The organism is Crinalium epipsammum PCC 9333 (assembly GCF_000317495.1).
Classification (GTDB): Bacteria; Cyanobacteriota; Cyanobacteriia; order Cyanobacteriales; family PCC-9333; genus Crinalium; species Crinalium epipsammum.
The window spans coordinates 4,048,264-4,067,447 of the sequence record NC_019753.1; the positions used below are offsets into that span (position 1 = coordinate 4,048,264).

At 38.7% G+C, this 19,184-nt stretch carries 11 protein-coding genes and 1 pseudogene; 6 read left to right on the top strand and 6 right to left on the bottom strand.

Annotation, left to right across the window (positions count from 1 at the left end; genetic code table 11):
* Positions 1–54 precede the first annotated feature (54 nt).
* Both CRI9333_RS25095 and CRI9333_RS17685 read right to left on the bottom strand, forming a co-directional pair.
* On the bottom strand, positions 55–7,278 hold the full coding sequence (locus CRI9333_RS25095) for an AAA family ATPase (protein WP_015204542.1): 7,224 nt from the start codon (positions 7,276–7,278) through the stop codon (positions 55–57).
* Positions 7,279–7,406: 128 nt separating this feature from the next.
* Entirely contained in the window at positions 7,407–9,491 is a 2,085-nt protein-coding gene (locus CRI9333_RS17685) for a carotenoid oxygenase family protein (RefSeq protein WP_015204543.1), read from the bottom strand.
* A gap of 385 nt (positions 9,492–9,876) precedes the next feature.
* On the opposite strand from CRI9333_RS17685, the gene CRI9333_RS17690 reads away from it, so the two are divergent.
* On the top strand, positions 9,877–10,446 hold the full coding sequence (locus CRI9333_RS17690; protein ID WP_015204544.1) for an Npun_F5749 family FMN-dependent PPOX-type flavoprotein: 570 nt from the start codon (positions 9,877–9,879) through the stop codon (positions 10,444–10,446).
* Positions 10,447–10,536: 90 nt separating this feature from the next.
* On the opposite strand, the gene cysE is transcribed toward CRI9333_RS17690, so the two are convergent.
* Both cysE and CRI9333_RS17700 read right to left on the bottom strand, forming a co-directional pair.
* Positions 10,537–11,304, bottom strand: coding sequence for a serine O-acetyltransferase (cysE, locus tag CRI9333_RS17695; protein ID WP_015204545.1), 768 nt, complete (start codon positions 11,302–11,304; stop codon positions 10,537–10,539).
* 105 nt (positions 11,305–11,409) lie between these two features.
* Positions 11,410–11,871 carry a hypothetical protein gene (locus tag CRI9333_RS17700; RefSeq protein WP_015204546.1) on the bottom strand — a complete coding sequence of 154 codons (462 nt, stop codon included), beginning with the start codon at positions 11,869–11,871 and terminating at the stop codon, positions 11,410–11,412.
* A gap of 182 nt (positions 11,872–12,053) precedes the next feature.
* On the opposite strand from CRI9333_RS17700, the gene CRI9333_RS26850 reads away from it, so the two are divergent.
* A complete protein-coding gene (locus CRI9333_RS26850; protein WP_157462344.1) occupies positions 12,054–12,215 on the top strand; it encodes a hypothetical protein in 162 nt (53 codons plus the stop codon).
* A 108-nt stretch (positions 12,216–12,323) separates the two neighbouring features.
* On the opposite strand, the gene CRI9333_RS17705 is transcribed toward CRI9333_RS26850, so the two are convergent.
* The gene (locus CRI9333_RS17705) at positions 12,324–13,046 is read right to left on the bottom strand and encodes an alternative oxidase (protein WP_015204547.1); all 723 of its coding nucleotides are present in this window, start codon (positions 13,044–13,046) and stop codon (positions 12,324–12,326) included.
* A gap of 304 nt (positions 13,047–13,350) precedes the next feature.
* On the opposite strand from CRI9333_RS17705, the pseudogene CRI9333_RS17710 reads away from it, so the two are divergent.
* Positions 13,351–14,565, top strand: a pseudogene (locus CRI9333_RS17710) (RNA-guided endonuclease InsQ/TnpB family protein).
* A 148-nt stretch (positions 14,566–14,713) separates the two neighbouring features.
* Here CRI9333_RS17710 and CRI9333_RS17715 read toward each other — a convergent pair.
* The gene (locus CRI9333_RS17715) at positions 14,714–16,417 is read right to left on the bottom strand and encodes a DUF3352 domain-containing protein (RefSeq protein WP_015204548.1); all 1,704 of its coding nucleotides are present in this window, start codon (positions 16,415–16,417) and stop codon (positions 14,714–14,716) included.
* Positions 16,418–16,587: 170 nt separating this feature from the next.
* Between CRI9333_RS17715 and CRI9333_RS17720 the strand changes: the two genes are divergently transcribed.
* From CRI9333_RS17720 to CRI9333_RS17730, 3 genes are all read left to right on the top strand, one after another.
* Positions 16,588–16,947 carry a rhodanese-like domain-containing protein gene (locus CRI9333_RS17720; protein WP_015204549.1) on the top strand — a complete coding sequence of 120 codons (360 nt, stop codon included), beginning with the start codon at positions 16,588–16,590 and terminating at the stop codon, positions 16,945–16,947.
* 291 nt (positions 16,948–17,238) lie between these two features.
* Entirely contained in the window at positions 17,239–18,324 is a 1,086-nt protein-coding gene (hrcA, locus tag CRI9333_RS17725) for a heat-inducible transcriptional repressor HrcA (protein WP_015204550.1), read from the top strand.
* Positions 18,325–18,403: 79 nt separating this feature from the next.
* Entirely contained in the window at positions 18,404–19,087 is a 684-nt protein-coding gene (locus tag CRI9333_RS17730) for a hypothetical protein (RefSeq protein ID WP_015204551.1), read from the top strand.
* Positions 19,088–19,184: the final 97 nt, after the last annotated feature.

Below are 19,184 nucleotides of genomic sequence, written 5' to 3' on the forward strand. Positions count from 1 at the left end.
GCTGCGATCGCACTCTGAGACGTAAAACATCACAAAGATATATATATGTATTGCTTAACTTTGCTGTGTTTCAATCAGGAAAGCTGACTTAACTATTTCGTACATGGCATCAACTTTCAGCATAATTTCTTGCGCCCCTACCGTAGTACCAGAACGCCCCATTAATTCCAACTCCTGACAAAGTTTAGACAGCTTAATAGCTCCCAAATTAGCACTTGCTGACCTCAATGAATGAGATGCAAGTACCAATGCTGCTGGATCTTTTCCTGCAATAGCAGCATTGATTTCACCCAACAATCGCGGAGCCTCCTCTAAATAAGTGTTGATGATTTTCCCTAACACTTCCTTAGCTCCAACACCAAGCATTTGTTGTAAAGATGCCCAAATTTTGGCATCAATTGGATTTTGGCTATCATCTTCCACCGAGGGAGTTGGAGATGTTAGCTCAGAAGGTTGCTGATTGTATTCAACACTCTTTTGCAGTTTACCAGCCAAGGATAAATTCTTGGGTTTGCACCTGCTCAAAGCCTGAATTAACTCTTCTATACGAATTGGCTTGCTAATATAATCATTCATACCAGCAGCAAGGCATTCTTCTTTGTCTCCTTGCATAGCATTAGCTGTCATAGCAATAATCCAAGGAAGCGATTCACTATCCCATTCAGAGCAAATCTGCTGTGTCGCTGATAATCCATCCATTTCTGGCATTTGCACATCCATTAGCACCACATCATAAGGGCGACTATGCAAAGCCTCTAAAACTTCTAACCCATTGTTAACTATATCGGCTCGATATCCAATTGCTTGCAGTAAGTGTAAAGCTACATCTTGATTCACCCGATTATCTTCTGCTACCAAAATCCGCAAAGGCAAATATTTAGCGAAATTTTGATTGATTTTAGATGGCGTAGAGATAATTGTATGTAACTGATTTTTTCTATCAGCATTGGCTGTAACTTCGGGAGAACTAGAACTTTTTGCCGCAATAATAGTGAAATAAAATATAGAACCTTGAGGTTGAGAATTTAAAAATTGTTCTTCAGTGCTAACAAGTGCTTGAGGATTGGTAGACTCCCAATCCCAAATCGGCTTTTGCCAATTGGCAGGAGGCTTTCCGGAAATGGCGTTGCCACTTTCTACCCATATCTGACCGCCCATCATTTCACTCAAATGCTTACTAATAGCGAGTCCGAGTCCAGTTCCTCCATATTGACGGCTCGTCGATGAATCAACTTGCATAAAAGATTTGAATAAACGTTCCATGCGGTTTTCTGGAATGCCTATACCTGTATCTTTAACAGCAAATTGAATTTTGTATAGCCCAGAGTCAGATGTGGGTGTGTAAGATATTGAGTTGTTGAGACTTTCTTCTGCTACTAATTTTTGCGCTGTGACTGAAACAATTACTTCTCCTTTATCTGTAAACTTGACAGCATTACTGAGCAAATTTACTAATATTTGTCGCAGTCTTGTAGAATCTCCTTTGATTGTGGTAGGAGTTTGAGGGTCTAACAAGTAAGTTAACTTTAAATTTTTATTCAGGGCATTTAATGCTAGTAAATCTAAAGAACTTGTAATAACTTGCTGGAGATCAAAAGGCTGGAGTTCTAATTGAAGTTTGCCAGATTCAATTTTAGAAAAATCGAGAATATCGTTAATTAGGGTTAGTAATAATTCCCCACTATTACGAATTATTTCTGCAAATTTGCGCTGTTCTGCTGTGAGGTTAGTATCTAACAGCAACCCAGTCATGCCAATTACGGCATTCATCGGAGTGCGAATTTCATGGCTCATGGTTGCTAAAAATTCACTTTTAGCACGGGTAGCAGCTAATGCTTGATCCCGCGCTAATGCTATTTCATTAGTTGCTTGCTTGATTAAGGTAATATCTTGTGTAGCAACTACAGCACCAAGCTTTTTGCCTTGGGGGTCGAGAATTGCTTGTCCGCTAACGAGTAAAGTACGTACCTCTCCCTGCGCTGAAATAATAATCATCTCTTCATTACGAACATTATCACCTTGTAATGCTCGAAATAAAGGTATATTTTCAGTTTTCATGAGAGTTTTACCGTCAGGTAAATACAATTTGTAGTATTTTGACCATTCATTAGGCGGAATTGCTTTTTGATCTAAGCCATGAAATTCTATAGCAGCAGGATTAAAGAGAGTTAAAATTCCATCAGCATCACAAGTAACAATTCCAGCTTGTACATTATTAAGAACTGCTTTTAAAAATTCTTGTTCTTGTACGAGCGCTTGTTGTGTATAAGCTTCTCGCAAGGCTACAGTTAAGTAGTCAGCTACCTGTGTTAAAGTGGCAATTTCATGTTGATTCCATTGATAAGGAGTAATAGAGTCAAAGCGCAGCAAACCTACTAATTTTTCTGACTGTTTTAAGGGAATATCTAATAAAGCTTGTGTGCCAGTTGCTTGAAGAACATCAGTTAACGACGCTAAACTAATTTCAGTATTGATATTTTCAACGATTACAGGTTGACCTTGACGTAAGGTAAATAAATAAGCAGGAGTAGTTTTTAAATCGGCTATAGCATTAGTTGACAGTGGCATTTCTGCTGGTGCGTAGGCGTAGCCCGTCGTAGACATCGCATATACTACACTCAAAATTCCATCGTCATTAATAGTGAAGTAACCTACCCGAAAATCGGGAAAATTTTGGCTGAGTCGTTGTACAGTTTTTTCAATTATTTGCTCAACGGCTAGACCAGAATTAAGTTCACGCGCCAAGGTGTTAAGTAACTTAAGGCGACGATTTTTTTTATTTAATTCTTGCGTTCTATCTGCTATTTTTTGCTCTAGAGAAGCATATAATAAAGCATTTTGTAAAGAAATAGCCGCTTGGGAAGACAAAAGTTTTAATACTTCCAACCTTTCAGTAGTAAATGCACCACTTAGCAAATTGTTTTCCAGATAAAGAATGCCAAGCAGTTTACCTTGGTTAAGAATAGGGGTACATAATACAGATTTAATTTGATGACCAACAAGATAAGGATCTGCCAAAAATATTTCTGTTTTACCAGCATAATTTAAAACTAAATCTTCCCTGGTTCGCTCGACATAATTAATTATTGTTTGTGGTAAAAATTGGTGGGTTTCTACTGGTACTGATGGTTGCAAAACCACTAATTCCGCATCTAGTGATGCTTGGGCTTCAACTATAAGTTTGCCATCTCTTATTAAAATTAAGCTTCCTGTTTGTGCGCCCCCATTTTCAATAACCAATCGCATTAATTTTTCTAATAACTTATCTAGCCGAATTTCTCCAGAAATAGCTTGTGATGCTTTAATCACAGTGGCTAAATCTATTGCTGAATCTGGGTTACTGCTAGTTGTAGTTAGATGGCGATTATTTTCTGGTTCTACTACTGCGATCGCATTAATTAGTTGCGGATATATTGACTCCAAATCTTGTACTTTTGCGATCGCTCCCCAACCCACATAGCCATTATAAGCTTCGGTCATATAATCTCTAGCAATTCTATTTCTACCTAAAGATAGATAAAATTCTGCTGCTCGTTCATTAGCTAGTGCTTCTTCTTGAATATATCCCTGCTCTCTAGCATTGGAAATGGCGCGATCGTAATATTCCATCGCCTTGAAAGCTTCCCCACTTACTCGATTAATTTCCGCTTCTACTAATTCATACTTATGCTGATAATTTGCGGGAGCATGATCCGCCCATTGTTTTAACCGTTGCTGGTTCTCCACTACTGTAGTCATGTAGCGTTCTTGCTCATCTTTTGTAGCATGAGAATATTCTGCAAGTAAGGCGAGAGCATAGTAAAAATTATATTCACCCCATACCATCATGGCTCGTGCATATACTGTATATTCTTCGGCTGCCACAGCACTCTTTATTGCTTGCTGGTAATCATTAAACAAGTAAGCCAGCATTAACTTATTAAAATAAATATAAAAGATAGCAAGTACGCTTTTATCTGCTAAAAGCTGGGGTAAAACTTCTAATTCATTAAAATGCTTTCCAATTAAATTATCTTTATTGCCTGATACACCTATAATATTCAATACCGTCTGACCACAAATTTTAGTATAATTTAATTGATAACTTTGTTTGAATTTAGCAATCAAATTAATATATTTTTTTTGTTTTTTAGCGAGCAATTTTAAATTATGACCTCTAAAAAAATCATGTTCACAATAAAACAAAGCAGCATGACAAACCTGCTCAATATCGCCAGTATTTAAACCGCTTTCTAGAGACTCTTCTAAAATTTTTAAAGTTTCTTTAATATGTTGTTTCCAATGTAAAATGTTAGCCGCAAGTATATTATATATTTTAGACTTTAAATCTATAGCCTCAAATTTATCTAATAGTTTTAAAGATATTTTAAAATAACCCTGCCCAGCATCTATATCTGCTAATGGGCCACAAAGTGCAGACCCATAAATAGCATAAGCATAAATAGTTTCTTTACAGCTACCAAAATTTTTAGAAAGTTGAAACATTGTAAAAACAAATGGTAAGCCTAGAGGACTATTAGAAATAAAAGCAACTGGACAAAGCAGCATTAAAATATTCATAGCTGCTAATGTATAAGGATCATCCATGTTAGGTAAATCAAGCAAATCCTCATTTATTAAATTTTGTGGTGCTGTTTGTACCAAATCTATACCCAACATTTCCAAAACTTTCGTACCTGTATCTAATACTTTGGGGCAATCATTTTGGGCAATATAAAACTTAATTTGTAAAGCGTATATATTGGCTTTATCTAAAACCGTTTTAGCGTGTTCTAAAGCAATATCAGAAAGTTGGGTAGCTTGTTCAATATTTGTGTTAATATATTCTGCTTCTATTCTTTCTAAATATAAATCTAGCGTTAGCTGATATTGATAATCCCAAGTATTAGGCGCTAACAATTCTAAACCTGCCCTTAAATACCTGGCTGCTGGTTTATAAGCTGTTGCAGATGAAGCTTTTTGACCCGCTAAAAGATTTAGCCTTGCTAATTGATCTTTCTCTGGCTGGTGAGTAATTAAATCGCTACCAACATTAAGGTGATTAACAATATCAAATATTTGCTCTTTTATGTATTGAGGTCGGCTATTCTTTAAGAGTAGTTTACCTATTTTTAAATGAAGGGCTTGTTTACGATTTTCTGGGATTAAAGAATAGGCAGCTTGTTGTACGTGATCGTGCAAAAACTTATATTCAATCACCAAGTTTTCTTGATGCCAGCTAAAATTATTTTCCAATACTGATAATTCAGTAGTAGCGAGTAAAGGGATTTTGTAAGCATTACTGAGGGGTAAAATTAAACCAGTTTGGAGTGCTTCCCAAAGTTGATGGGCAGTAGTAACTAAAGATTGATCATTAATTATTGAAAGAATTTCTAAAGAAAATCTATTACCTATGCAAGCCGCCAGCTTTAAAATATCTTGTGTTTTATGATCTAGTTTATTAAGTTTGCTCACCATTAATTGAACAACATTATCAGTTATACCCAAGTTATTGATTAATTCAACGTCCCATTGCCAACAATGAAAATCTTGCTGGTAAAATAATATTTTTTCTTGATAAATGCTTTTGAGTAACTGCGTCAAAAAGAACGGGTTACCTTGAGTTTTATTACCAACTAAGTTAGCTAAACTTGCGGTATTTTCTAGGTTGCATTTTAGCGTGTCGGCAATTAATTGATTTATTTCAATAAGATTGAGAGGACGAAGATTGATAGCGCTGATCGTGCTATGATTTTTTATTTCATTGATAGTTTGTGTCAATGGATGAAAATCATCTACCTCATGATCTCGATATGCCCCAATCATCAATAGATACTGGCTATTATAGTCAGAACTTATTAACTTAATTAAACGTAGTGAAGCTGCATCTGCCCACTGTAAATCATCTAAAAATAAAACCAGTGGGTGTTCTTGGCGGGTAAAAACGCCTAAAAACTTTTGAAAAACTAAATTAAAGCGATTTTGGGATTCTGTTGCACCTAAGTTTGGCACGTTTGGCTGTTTGTCAATGAGCAATTCAACTTCAGGAACTACATCAGTAATTACCTGACCATTAACACCTACCGCCTCTAAAATTTTGTGTTTCCAGTTTTCAATATTTTGAGAACTTTCTGTTAGTAGCTGCCGGATTAGTTCTGAAAAAGCTTCAGTTAAGGCAGCATAAGGAATATTACGTTTGAACTGATCAAATTTTCCTGAAATAAAATAGCCGCGCTTTTCGACAATTGGTTTATGAATTTCATTTACTAAAGCTGACTTACCAACGCCTGAATATCCAGCTATCAAAATCATTTCGCTTTTGCCATTACTAACTCTCTCAAAAGCTGCTAAAAGTTGAGTAATTTCTCCTTCACGACCATATAATTTTTGTGGGATTTGCAGTTGCTCGGATATATCATTTCCAGCAAGAGGAAATTGGGGAATGTTGCCTAGATTTTGAAGAGAATTTAAACATTTTTCTAAATCTACTTTAATTCCAAAAGCACTTTGGTATCTTTCTTCTGCTGTCTTACTAAGTAACTTCATCACAATATCTGAAATTACTAAGGGAATTTCTGGGATTAACTGATGGGGAGGTACAGGCTGTTTAGCAATATGACAGTGAATTAGTTCCATCACATCAGTTGTCGGGAAAGGTAACTGTCCTGTGAGCATTTCATAAAATGTTACGCCCAAAGAATAAAAGTCAGTACGGTAATCAATAAAGCGATTTATCCTACCTGTTTGTTCGGGAGATATATAGCTAAGATTGCTTTTAAGTTGGTGTGGATTAGTAGGTATTTGCGTTTCTTGAAAAAGTAAAGATGAAAGACTCAAACCTGTAATTTTTACTTTTTTTTCTTTAAAGTTGACAATGATATTTTCTGGTTGAAAGTCTTGATGAATAATATGGTGTTTATGTATTTCTTCTAAGATTTGCACTATTTGAATTGCTAGAATTAAAAAATCTAGTAATTTTAATTTTTGAGTCTTAAAAATTTTTTGTAAAGAATACCCATTAAAATTTTCTAAAATTAATAAATAAATATTATCTTGTTTTTCTAAAGCTAAGGGTTTGATAACTCCTTCTACCTGAAGATTTCTACTAACTGTGTATTCATGCTGCAATTGAGCAATATATGTTGCTGAAAGATATTTGTAATTAATAATTTTAAGTAAAATTGGCTGTTGTGATTCTTGTTTTAAACAACGAAAAATAAGAGTATTCTGAGATTCAGCGACTGTCTCTAAAATTGTATAGTTTGGAATCAACACCTTGCGGTTTTCGGTAGATAACATAAATATTAATGATTGGTAATTAAAATTTTATTTTAATTTTATGGTAGTAAGAGTAGATGATGTCTAAAGCTGTTAACTCATCTCCTGATTTAACAGCTTAGATTGCCCTGAATTACGTACTTTTAAAGTTATTTAAAGTGCGGGTAGACGTGATCTTCAAATAGTTCTTGGATTTCTGGTGATTTTTGCTTAACTAATGTTTGATAATCTTGCCGTACAGGAACTTGATATGTGGCTGTGCGAGGGGCAATTTTAGGCAACCAAGCTGTGTGAATAGTTAAGCCGAATTTGAATGAAGGATGAGTTAGTTTACATAAAGGCCCTTGCGCCAGATGTTCAGCATGAAAAATCCAAACTTCATGGTTGTTTGGAGCGCAAACAGTACAAATAATGTAGCCATTTGTCTGGCTTTCTTCCTGTTCATTCAGTGGTATAAACTGAGGAGAACTGGCGATGTAACCGCTAGGAAACTGGTAACAATCAGCGATCGCCATTGACTCAGGAGAAGTGTGTAATCGGAACAAGCAGGCTGGTATACCTTGATCTGCTAGTCGCAGCATTTCTGGCAATGGCACTGCTCGATATTTATAATCTTTGTACAAATGATAGATAAATTTTGTCGTTAGTTCTTTCCATAGTCCCAAAGAAACCCAGTAAATATCTGTTAGTTGCTTAGGAGGCATTCCTGTCGGTAGCCTGTCACGGTAAGCGTAGAGTGCTACAAACCAAGTACACTGAGAATCGTAAATAACTTTTGACTGTAAAATTCTGCCGCTTTCTGAATCAATTACATAACGTCCCAAACGGCTGATGTCCATTTCATTTTGTTGCATCCCATATAGGCGATTAGGGACAGGATCGTGAGATTTGTATGCCGATACATCATATTCACGCAGCCACTCAGAAACATCTGCTGCACTAATATGAGCGACGTGTAATGTAATCTCTCCACGAGGATTTTGATAATCTACTAGAAAGTGAGCCGCTTCTAGTGGAATTACGACTTTCCGCGCTACTACTGTAACTTCTAGCTGGCTACAAGCTGGTTTTTGTCCTGCTTTTAAGTCAGTACGACGCACTATATATATAGAAGAATCAGGCGAAGATGGGCGTGACAGCAATTCTCTGAGCAGTCTTTCTGTTCCCTGGCTAGAGGGAAAAGGTTTGTTAAGTACTTGCTCTATGCCAGTAGTAAATGCTGTATCCATTAAAACTACATAATCTTGACTAACTGCAATTTGGTGGATGCTTTGGTTAATTTTGATGGGTGTGCCATCAGCATTTACAAGTTTCCAGCGTTCCAATTCGCTGACACCATTCCAACGAATTAAATAAAGAAAATCATCAATTTCTAATTTAGTAACCTGAGTAATTAAGCTGAGATAAAATTGTGAGATGTCTTGAGAAAATCGCCAGAATAGGCGTAACCAATCTTTAATAAAATTTTGTGCTGATATCAAGTGCGCGATCGCTTCTAGCAATTCATCAATTACTTGCGGCAGTTCATCGATCTCGTAAATGAAAGGTATGCTTTCGAGAAAATTTCCGGCTGACCTGCCGTAATTAACTGTAAACATCTCCTTAGTGTAAGCATCAAAGGCAGGATGTGCTGTACTTAAAATTGGTAGAAACGGTAATTTTAACGAAGTTTCTGATCGCCACTCTTGATTTGCTCCTATAGGGGTAACAACCTCAAGGGTTTCTGTATCAATCTCATACGGACGACCAGCATCATAAGTTACCAACAAACGGTCGTTGCCGTTACCACTAGATGGTATTGGCAAAAAAGCCGTATTCAATTCATTACGCAAACCCAAAGAGATAGTAAATCTGGAAATGCCATGATTGCGAAATTGATATTTGGCATACTTAGTTCCAGGGCGTGTGGCTTTGTCTGCGTAGTAACATGGTGGCTTGAGAAGCTTTGTCTTTAACTTGACTTTTCCTGGTTGATTAAAGTCAAGGCGGTAAACCATGCCATCGCCATCTAAAATGGAAGTACCGTCAGGATCGGGAAAGTCGCCGGAGTTGACAGAACCTACTGGGCCGACAACGAACACATGACCATGCAAGTGTTCTGGTAAATTTCCTGCAATAATTTGTAGTTCGATATCACTTAATTCACATCTACTAGGAGTCATAATTGACTCAGGAACTAAGGGATAACAATTAGCTATTAATTCTTGGGTTGATTCTGGAGTTGATTGATTCATATTTTCAAGATTCCCAATTTCAACAGCTTGTTTTAGGTAATACAACTTGCAGTGAACAAGCTACGGATAACAACTTGCTCATGCTGTGTTTATTGATCTCTAATATCAATTACAGATCAATCTGGTGCGTCACTGTGCCATCCCATTACCAGGTTGCCTTATAAAGCATCTAACTACTTAGCGTTTTGCCAGTAAACTTAATCGAATGGTACTCTACGGGCGATCGCGCAGAGAGTAATTTATGAGATTTTTTAATATATCCCAGGGAACAGAATCTCGATTTTGGCAAGCAAAGAGAAAAAACTTAATTGTTTTTCCTTTAATCTTTGTGTTATTACCAACTTCTGATTGCCTGTAGCTATATTATAGAAAGGCGTAATATACAATGTCTCTTGCACCCTGGCGATCGCATCTCGCAGATGCTCTTGAGCGAAACCGTAGTCTACCTTATGCTCGTTACTTACAACTAGCAACAGTTCGCACTGATGGGCGACCTGCTAATCGTACAGTGGTATTTCGAGGGTTTCTAGAAGATACGAATCAACTTAAATTTATCACAGACTCCCGCAGCGAGAAGGTAGAACAAATCCAGCATCAATCTTGGGGAGAAGCTTGCTGGTATTTTCCTGAGACACGGGAACAGTTTCGGATTTCCGGTCAGCTAATCGTGGTAGGCGATAATCATAGTGATGCGAGGTTAGTGCGATCGCGATCTGCCACGTGGCAAGAACTTTCTGATGCGGCTCGTTTACAATTTACTTGGCGCTACCCTGGTAAAAATAGGGAGGAAGATTCGCAAGCTTTTTCGCCAACGCTACCAGACGCGGTTGAACCATTACCAAATTTTTGCTTATTGCTACTCGAACCAATAGAAGTAGATCACCTAGAATTACGAGGTGATCCACATAATCGCTGCCTTTACCGTCTTGATAGCATTCAAGCAGTAAATCCTTAATAATCAATTAACAATTATCTAGGTTGGGTTGCGCTGCGCTTAACCAACCTACAAACTCATCAGCATTGATAATTGTTAATTTTTAATTGATCAAATGCCTGCGCCATCTAAAAAGTCCCGAATTATGCCATCATCAACACCGCAACAGGGAGCGGCTCCCACTGGCACTTTTGATGAGTCATTGTCTGCTTTAGCTTTATGAAATACAGCCATTGTCAAAGAAGGTTGCTGTTGTAGCTCTTGCACGTGCTGCTCAAGGGATTCAATTCGGTCGATCAAGGCACGAATTACTGCCGCTTCCGAGTCAGGCAAACTACCATGCTCCAAGGGATTTACCTTTACACCAGAGCGGTACAGAATCCTACCAGGAATACCTACTACTGTGCAATCAGAAGGTACATCGCGTAGCACAACTGAACCAGCACCGATACGAACGTTGCTGCCAATTTCGATATTACCTAAAACTTTAGCACCAGCACCAACTACTACATATTCGCCTAATGTTGGGTGACGCTTGCCGCTTTCTTTACCAGTACCCCCAAGGGTGACACCCTGATAAATTAAAGCATAATCTCCTACAATGGCGGTTTCCCCAATCACTACACCCATGCCGTGATCAATAAATACACCCCGTCCAATTTGCGCTCCAGGGTGAATTTCAATCCCAGTAAAAAAGCGTGCTAAGTGGGAAATAAATCGCGGAATGAGAGGAAGTTTAAATGAGTTTAACCAATGAGCAAAGCGATGAAATAGCAGCGCCTGTAACCCTGGATAGCACAACAAAACTTCCAGCCAGTTGCGGGCGGCAGGATCTCGCTCGAAGATAATACGAAAGTCAGCTAAGAAAGTAGAAAACACTCTTAGTTACCACTTTTGGCAAAATAGTCCACATACTATCTTATCGTTATAGGGGTGTTTCGAGCGTACCTCTGCCAAAATGCCTAAATTGCGACTAAATTAAATTTACTCTTGGATAAAAAGAGTGTAGTTCCAAGTTTGCTTAGATTCAATTGAACCTACCCAAACTTGATACTCGCCTGCTTTCCACTTGGTGTCGGAGATAGAGGCATCTTTAGTTTTGCCTGTATCATCACCACAGCGAATAGTGCCACCAGGACCTTTAATTACTAAGGTGGTGTCTTTACCTCGGCTATTTACTTTTATTTGCAATCGGGCAAAGTCTTTCTGCAAGATTATGACGTGATCTGGGGCAGGAGACGCAAAACCGATACAAGCGTTATTATTGCGATCGCGGTTAGCAATTGATGGCAGAGAATAAGAGCCATCGGTGTAACCTCTAATTGATGTTTTTTTAAAACCTGGCGTTAAGGTTAATTCACCAAAATTGGCGTTTTCGGCTATTGATGGCGTAGCAAATAACGCTGTGGTTAAAGTTAAAATTCCTAAATTTTTGAAAAAGCGCATACTATTACCTTCATGAGTGATTAAAATTTGATGGTGTTTTTATAAATAAGAATTAATATCAATAGTTTTAGTTCCTGTTTTAGCTAAAGCTGGCTAATTTTATTAGGGAACTCGCTACAGTAGGCTTAATTATCAATACCTGATCGCTTGAGCTTTTCGTTACCCAGGGAAGTTAGGATGTTATGCCTCTTTTAATTTTAATGCTTCTAGTATTAGTTGGCAGTTGGTTTTTTTCTGAGGTGCTGGTGTTTTTCCCGTTGCAGTTACTCCATCTTTTAACACTGCCACATTGGTTGATGGTTACAGGTGGTTTAATTTTGCTATTTTGGTGCTTTGGAGATTAATAAAAGTATTATTTTTATCGAAAATTACGCCCATCTTTAGAGGTATATATTATTTTTGAGCAAGCAAATAAACAGAGAGTGTAATTTCTGTTTCTTTGCTTGTACCTTCTACAGATTGGCAGAGTGTAATTCTACCTCTACCTCTTGATTATTTACTGGCGGCAGTACTACATGGTCATCGGGTGATAAAACAGTATGAGGACTCTTGAAAGTTTTTTGAGCATCCAATTTTTGACACGCCAACATAGTTTTGACGTGCTCTGCTTCGTCATCCCTGATATTTACAAAGACATCGTACAGATTATCAACAGCAGGTCGTCGAGATTCAGGTTTTACGCCAGTTTGAAACTCATCAAACAGATACAGGTCGCCGTCCCTATAGTAGTTGATCGCAACTAAGGGAGCGGGAGCCGCCTTAAGTTCTGCTTCATGCTCTTTCACAAAGGTTTCATAGGTGTGATGAGCGTGTTCTTCCACCAATTGCATGAAGTTGTAGGCGGTACGGGGGCTGACTAAATAGAGTGCAACGACTACCCAGTAGTATACAAGGGCAGTGGTTTGGGCGAACAAGCGATCGCCCCAATGCTTATTACCACCTAATGATTCCATGATGAGTAGGTGGTGCAGTTCATTCCAAGATTCAGCAAAGTGAACTTTTAGCCAATCTGCTTTGCGCCACCAACCAAGGGTTTCATAGAGGTGCAAAACGGATAGAAAGGAAAAATAAGGGACGCGAGCGACTGTTTCTAGGACATAAAAGCGTTGGTAGGCGCGATCGCGATAAAGCGTGTTAATCACAAACACTAGCACGTCTACAAGAAATCTAATCATTTAATCCTCCGTGAGGAGTTATAACGTTAGCTGACAAATCAGTTTGGAGATATGTGTAGTGTTTTTTTTCTCCTATTTCTGATCCTAATGATTCCTGAGTTGCTCGGCACACTTTTATAAGCAAGTTAATAGGGTGAAGTCCGAACAAAAACTTATAAGAAAGTAAGTTGAAAACCCTGTGGCTTTAGCCCAGGGATGAAAACTCGCAGAGGTGTTTACGCCTCTTTGTAAAGCTTTGTAACCAAGTCTAGCGATGTTTAAGCTGACACTAATAGCATAAGGATATCGTGATCAGGTCGAAATCATGCTAGTTCTTGAGTTCAAAGCATACGGCAAAAAACAGCAGTTTGATGCTGTAGACGAAGCAATTAGGACAGTACAATTCATCCGCAACAAGGCATTGCGCTTTTGGATGGATAACGAACAGGTTAACAAGTACGACCTGAATAAGTATAGTGCTGTTCTAGCTAAAGAGTTTCCGTTTTGCGATGAACTAAACAGCATGGCTCGTCAATCTAGCTCAGAAAGAGCTTGGTCGGCAATAGCCCGATTTTACGACAACTGCAAAAAGAAAATTCCTGGGAAAAAGGGGTTTCCGCAGTTCCAGAAAAACAACCGTTCTGTCGAATACAAAACGACAGGCTGGCGCTTGGAGGCAAACCGGAAATCCATTACTTTCACCGATAAGAAAGGGATTGGAAAGCTCAATTTAAAAGGAACGCGCGATTTACACTTTTACCAGATTGACCAAATTAAGCGAGTTAGGTTGGTAAAACGTGCCGATGGCTACTACGCTCAATTCTGTATATCTGTTGATCGATTAGAGACAGTTGAGCCGTCCGGTAAAACAATCGGTTTAGATGTTGGATTGAATAGTTTATATACCGATTCAAGGGGAGAAACAGTCGAAAATCCCAGATTTCTTCGTAAAGGAGAAAAAGTCCTCAAGCGTTCTCAAGAAAGAGTCTCAAGGAAAGTTAAAGGTTCAAAAAATAGAGGCAAGGCTAGACAGATTTTAGGTAAACGCCACCTCAAAATAAGTAGGTAACGCAAAGACCATGCTGTGAAGTTAGCAAGGTGCGTAGTTCAGTCTAACGACTTGATCGCCTATGAAGATTTGAGGATTAAAAATATGGTGAAAAATCATTGTTTAGCTAAGTCTATTAATGACGCATCTTGGTATCAGTTTCGTGTTTGGCTTGAGTACTTTGGAAAGGTATTTAAGCGAGTCACGGTTGCGGTTAACCCGCAATATACAAGCCAAGAATGCTCTAGCTGTGGTGAAATCGTAAAAAAATCCCTATCTACTCGAACACACATTTGTAAATGTGGTTGTGTAGTAGATAGGGATGAAAACGCTGCTAAAAATATCCTTAGTCGAGGATTGAGTACGGTGGGACACACCGGAACTTTTGCGATGGACGCAAGCAACGCTTTAGGAGAATCGACCTCTACTTTGGCTGAAGCAATTTTGCCAGAGCAAGTCGGCTCGTTGATTAAAGAATTCCCTCGCCTTTAGGCAGGGGAGTGTCAATCGGTTTTACACTAATTCAGACTGAGCAAGGCTTTCCTGGTGTTATTGATTATTACAGCGCTAGAAAGTCTGCCATCCCGCACTACTCGCAGATATGACCATTTAAGAACTAGAGAATCATCTGACTAGCTTTTCAGTCATTTATGTTACTGAGTTGGAAGAATATTTTGCTGTGTTGGACATTGTTTTCACTGCCGTAGCTGCTCAAACTAAGCGATCGCACATGAGATAAGAAGGGTTTACCAATCAAATCCACTACTTTTAAAATAGGCAATTGACGCTCTAGAATCGGCTCAATATTTTGCCACTGGAGATATACATAGCCATCGTTGGGTTGCGGTAAAGGTGCGATCGCCTGCTTAAATTTTTCACTATTTAGCAAAGAATTATCACTTGCTTTGAGTGCTTGATCTATTGCTTCTACGGAACTGGCAAAAATTTCATATTTACCTACGTTGGTGTGAACTCCTTCCACTTGTGCTTCAAGTTTCATCACCTTTTGAGTTTTCCCGTTACTGACAGGAACGGTGATCAGTTTTGTCCAACCGATAATTGATTGATTATCTAATGGTAACAAGCCAACGTTAAAGCCTTGCTGCTTGGCAACAGTGTCTAGATGGGCAATTGCCTCGTCAGCAACATGGGATTTTTCTGCCACAAAAATCCAATCTGGTTCGCTGCGATCGCTACGAGGTAGCATTCCTAAAGCATATTCACCTTGCACCCAACTAAAAATATCTTGTGGTAAAGAAATTTCCCAAGACTTTTGTAGAGATACTATTGATTGGTTGAGTAGCTGGGATAAAGTATTGTCGGTTTTCAGTGTTGCTGATATTTGGTTCCAAAATTGATTTAAATCATTACCAGCAATGCCGAGAAAGCTCGAACTTGGTAGATACTGCAAAGCTGTAACTGGTTGAGACAATGCCGGAGAGGTTGCGGTAAGATTCTCTTGGTTAGCTGAAATTAAGGATGTATCTGCTATTAATCCTTGGCGGTTTATTCCCAGTGCGATCGCTAAACTTCCAAACGGTTTAGAATTTTCTATTGTTGAATCATTATTTCCTAGCCCAGCTTTTACTGCTGGAAGATTAACAAATGTTAAACCAATTTTTTGATCAGTTAATTTTTCTAAAGCTTGTTGATATTGACGAGAATTATTCAGATTACCAACTTGGACATTATTAATGGCATCGCGCAACACTTTAGGATGATTGCCGAATAAGACAAAGCGATCACCTACTACTGCGGTTGTCAGATTTGTTAAAGATTTAGTACCACTAACTAATACTGGCTGATTGCTGTAAATCAGCTTTACACCTTTATATTGTTCAAAAACTAAATTGGCTCCTGCAACTGTTTGTTTTTGCCAAAAAAGTTCTAAAAACTGACGGCTACGTTCAGCATCATTGGTGGTAACTGCTAGTAAGTAGCCTGGTTGTACTCCGTTCTCGCGGTTGCGGTCAATGTCAGGAGTAGTTAGCGCCCAAGTGATTTCGTCACCTAACCAAGGGTGGATATCTCGGTAGTATTCTAAATCTGTGCCTGCAAGTAAGCTTTCTTTAATTTGGTTAAGTTCAGCACGCGATCGCAATCGCTGTGTTACAGGGGCAACCACTTGGCTAAATGCCTCCAAGCGTTCTGGATTTACCAGCAAAGACACCATCACAGGTGCTTGTTTTGGTACAAATATAGCCGCCGTTGGGTTACTTGTAGCACCGCCTTTGAGGAGATTTAGCGGGCTATTAGAAATCAACCAGTAAAAGCCACCAGCGCCCAGTAAAAGCAGCACTAGCACACCAGCTATCAAAGCAGAGAAAAATAAGCGTAGTTTCATAGTATGAAATTTAGAAGATACTAGCAGAGCGATCGCAATAAATAATTTGATACCAGAGAATATTATTTCAGCTTTGCTTCCTTACAAAATCATAACAATGGTCAGATTTCCACCTTCTCCAAGAGGTTGGGCATTTGAGTATTGTTATATATGCAACTCAGGATTAATTTATGTCTGCTCAAAATTTTAGCCAACCTGTTACTCAGATTAGTGTAGAAGAATTAGCCCAACGGTTAGCCGAGTCTACTGAAGACTTGCAATTAGTCGATGTCAGAGAACCACAGGAAGTTGCGATCGCATCTCTGGAAGGATTTGAGATCTTACCCCTAAGCGAATATGCAGAATGGTCTGACCAAATCCATAGCCGCTTTGATTTAGAAAAAGAGACAATAGTAATGTGTCATCACGGCATTCGTTCTGCTCAAATGTGCCAGTGGCTTATGAATCAAGGTTTTACTAATGTCAAAAATGTGGCTGGCGGTATTGATGCTTACTCAATTTTGGTAGATCACTCAATTCCTCAGTATTAACTACTGTATTCTGCGGCTAGAGTAATTAGCCGCTACTTGATTTCATTCCCACTATCAAGAGACTTAAATAACTTATAGTTAAACAAACATCTGGGAGTAACCTCTGGTTACTAAATTTACGAGTACTAGCAACATTTAATACAGCTAGAGGCTCTAAACATACATTAAATGTCTTTGCTTGGCTAATTTGAGAAGAGGGTGCAATATATTATCACGGCTCAAAAGTACATTTTGTCAATAATTCCCATTGTTTTAAAAATTTGATTCTATTTAGCAGCTTTAACAAAGTCTATGCAAGTTAGTTTGACAGATCGGCAACAACGTATTCTCTGGGCAACTATCCGTCACTATATAGCAACGGCAGAACCAGTGGGTTCTAAGGCTTTGGTAGAGGAGTATAACCTCAGTGTTAGCCCCGCGACGATTCGCAGTGCAATGGGAGTTTTAGAAAAATCAGGATTACTTTATCAGCCTCATACTTCTGCGGGACGAGTACCTTCTGATTCTGGATATCGGATGTATGTTGATAAATTGATTAAGCCTGAAGACACACTTGGTCGTCAGGTGGAACAATTATTTACAGAACGTTTGAATTGGGACGATTGGAGTTTAGAGGCGCTGCTACGAGGATCAGCGCAAATTCTGGCAACACTTAGCGGGTATATTACCCTGATCACAATCCCTCAAACTCGTACTAACCGCTTGCGACATCTACAGTTAGTGCAGATTGATCCAGGGCGGGTAATGCTGATTGTGGTGACAGATGCTTATGAAACTCAGTCTGTATTAATGCAGTTACCACCAGCAAAACTAGGTGATACCCAACCGGATACGGAAATTATTGAGCGAGAGTTGCAAATTTTATCTAACTTTTTAAATAGTAATTTGCGGGGGCGATCGCTCTTAGAATTAGCAACTCTAGACTGGAGTGAGTTAGACCGAGAATTTGAACAATATGCTGCTTTACTTAAAACTTTGTTGCTAGATTTAAGCCGTCGTACTGCTAAACCTGCTGCAACGCAGATTATGATTCGTGGAGTTGCTGAGGTATTGCGTCAGCCAGAATTTTCTGAATTACAACAAGTGCAAACACTTTTACACCTACTGGAAGATGAACAAGATCAGCTATGGTCTTTAATCTTTGATTGGTCTGAACAAAAAACACCTGGGAAGCGGGTAAGTGTGAGAATTGGCGCAGAAAATCCTTTAGAACCGATGCGGACTTGTGCGCTAGTGTCTGCTACTTATCATCAAGGTTCTGTACCAGTAGGTAGTGTAGGGATTTTGGGACCAACCAGAATGTTATATGAGAATGCGATCGCACTTGTAGAATCTGCCGCCGACTACTTATCTGATGCCCTCACAGAACCAGCATAAATTTGGTCATTGGTCATTGGTCACTGATCACTGGTCACTGATTACTCCCACCTAATTAATTGATTTTTTCCAGAAGATAATGAGCAGAAAAATTGCATTAGGGTTGTTATGGGTGGGGTTGGCAGTATATGCCTTTTTTATTGCTCCTCCCGATCAACCAAACACCTTAGAACTGATTAAAAATTTGATCGCGGGCAATTGGCAAGGTATTAATCCCATAGTTGTAAGTTTATTCAACCTTCTAGGGATTGTGCCAATGATCTATGCTTGTTTACTATTTATTGATGGTAGACAACAAAAGATCCCTGCTTCGCCATTTATCGCGTTTTCTTTTGGAATAGGTGCATTTAGCTTATTGCCATATTTAGCACTGCGAGAACCTAATACTGAATTTACTGGCAAGAAAGATTTACTCTTAAAAATTGTTGATTCTCGTGCTTGTGGAGTTTTTATCTTGAGTGCCAGTATTGCTTTAATAGCATACGGTTTGATTGGTGGCAATTGGCAAGATTATATTTACCAGTTCCAAACCTCCCGCTTTATCCATGTAATGAGCATTGATTTCTGCGTACTGTGTTTTTTGTTTCCCTCCATTTTGGGAGATGACATGGCACGACGCGGGATTAATAATCCCCAAATTTTCTGGGCAGTATCATTAATACCCTTATTCGGCGCATTAGCTTATCTCTGCTTGCGTCCCCCTCTACCAAACACAGGTAAAGAAGAATTAACTAATCAGCCCTCATCAGCTAGTTCTAGCTAATTTTTAAGCATTATCGTAGGTATATACGCACCAAAATTCCGCTCACAACTCAACAGATAAACTAACACTTCATGGGAAATTATACATTTAGCTGATA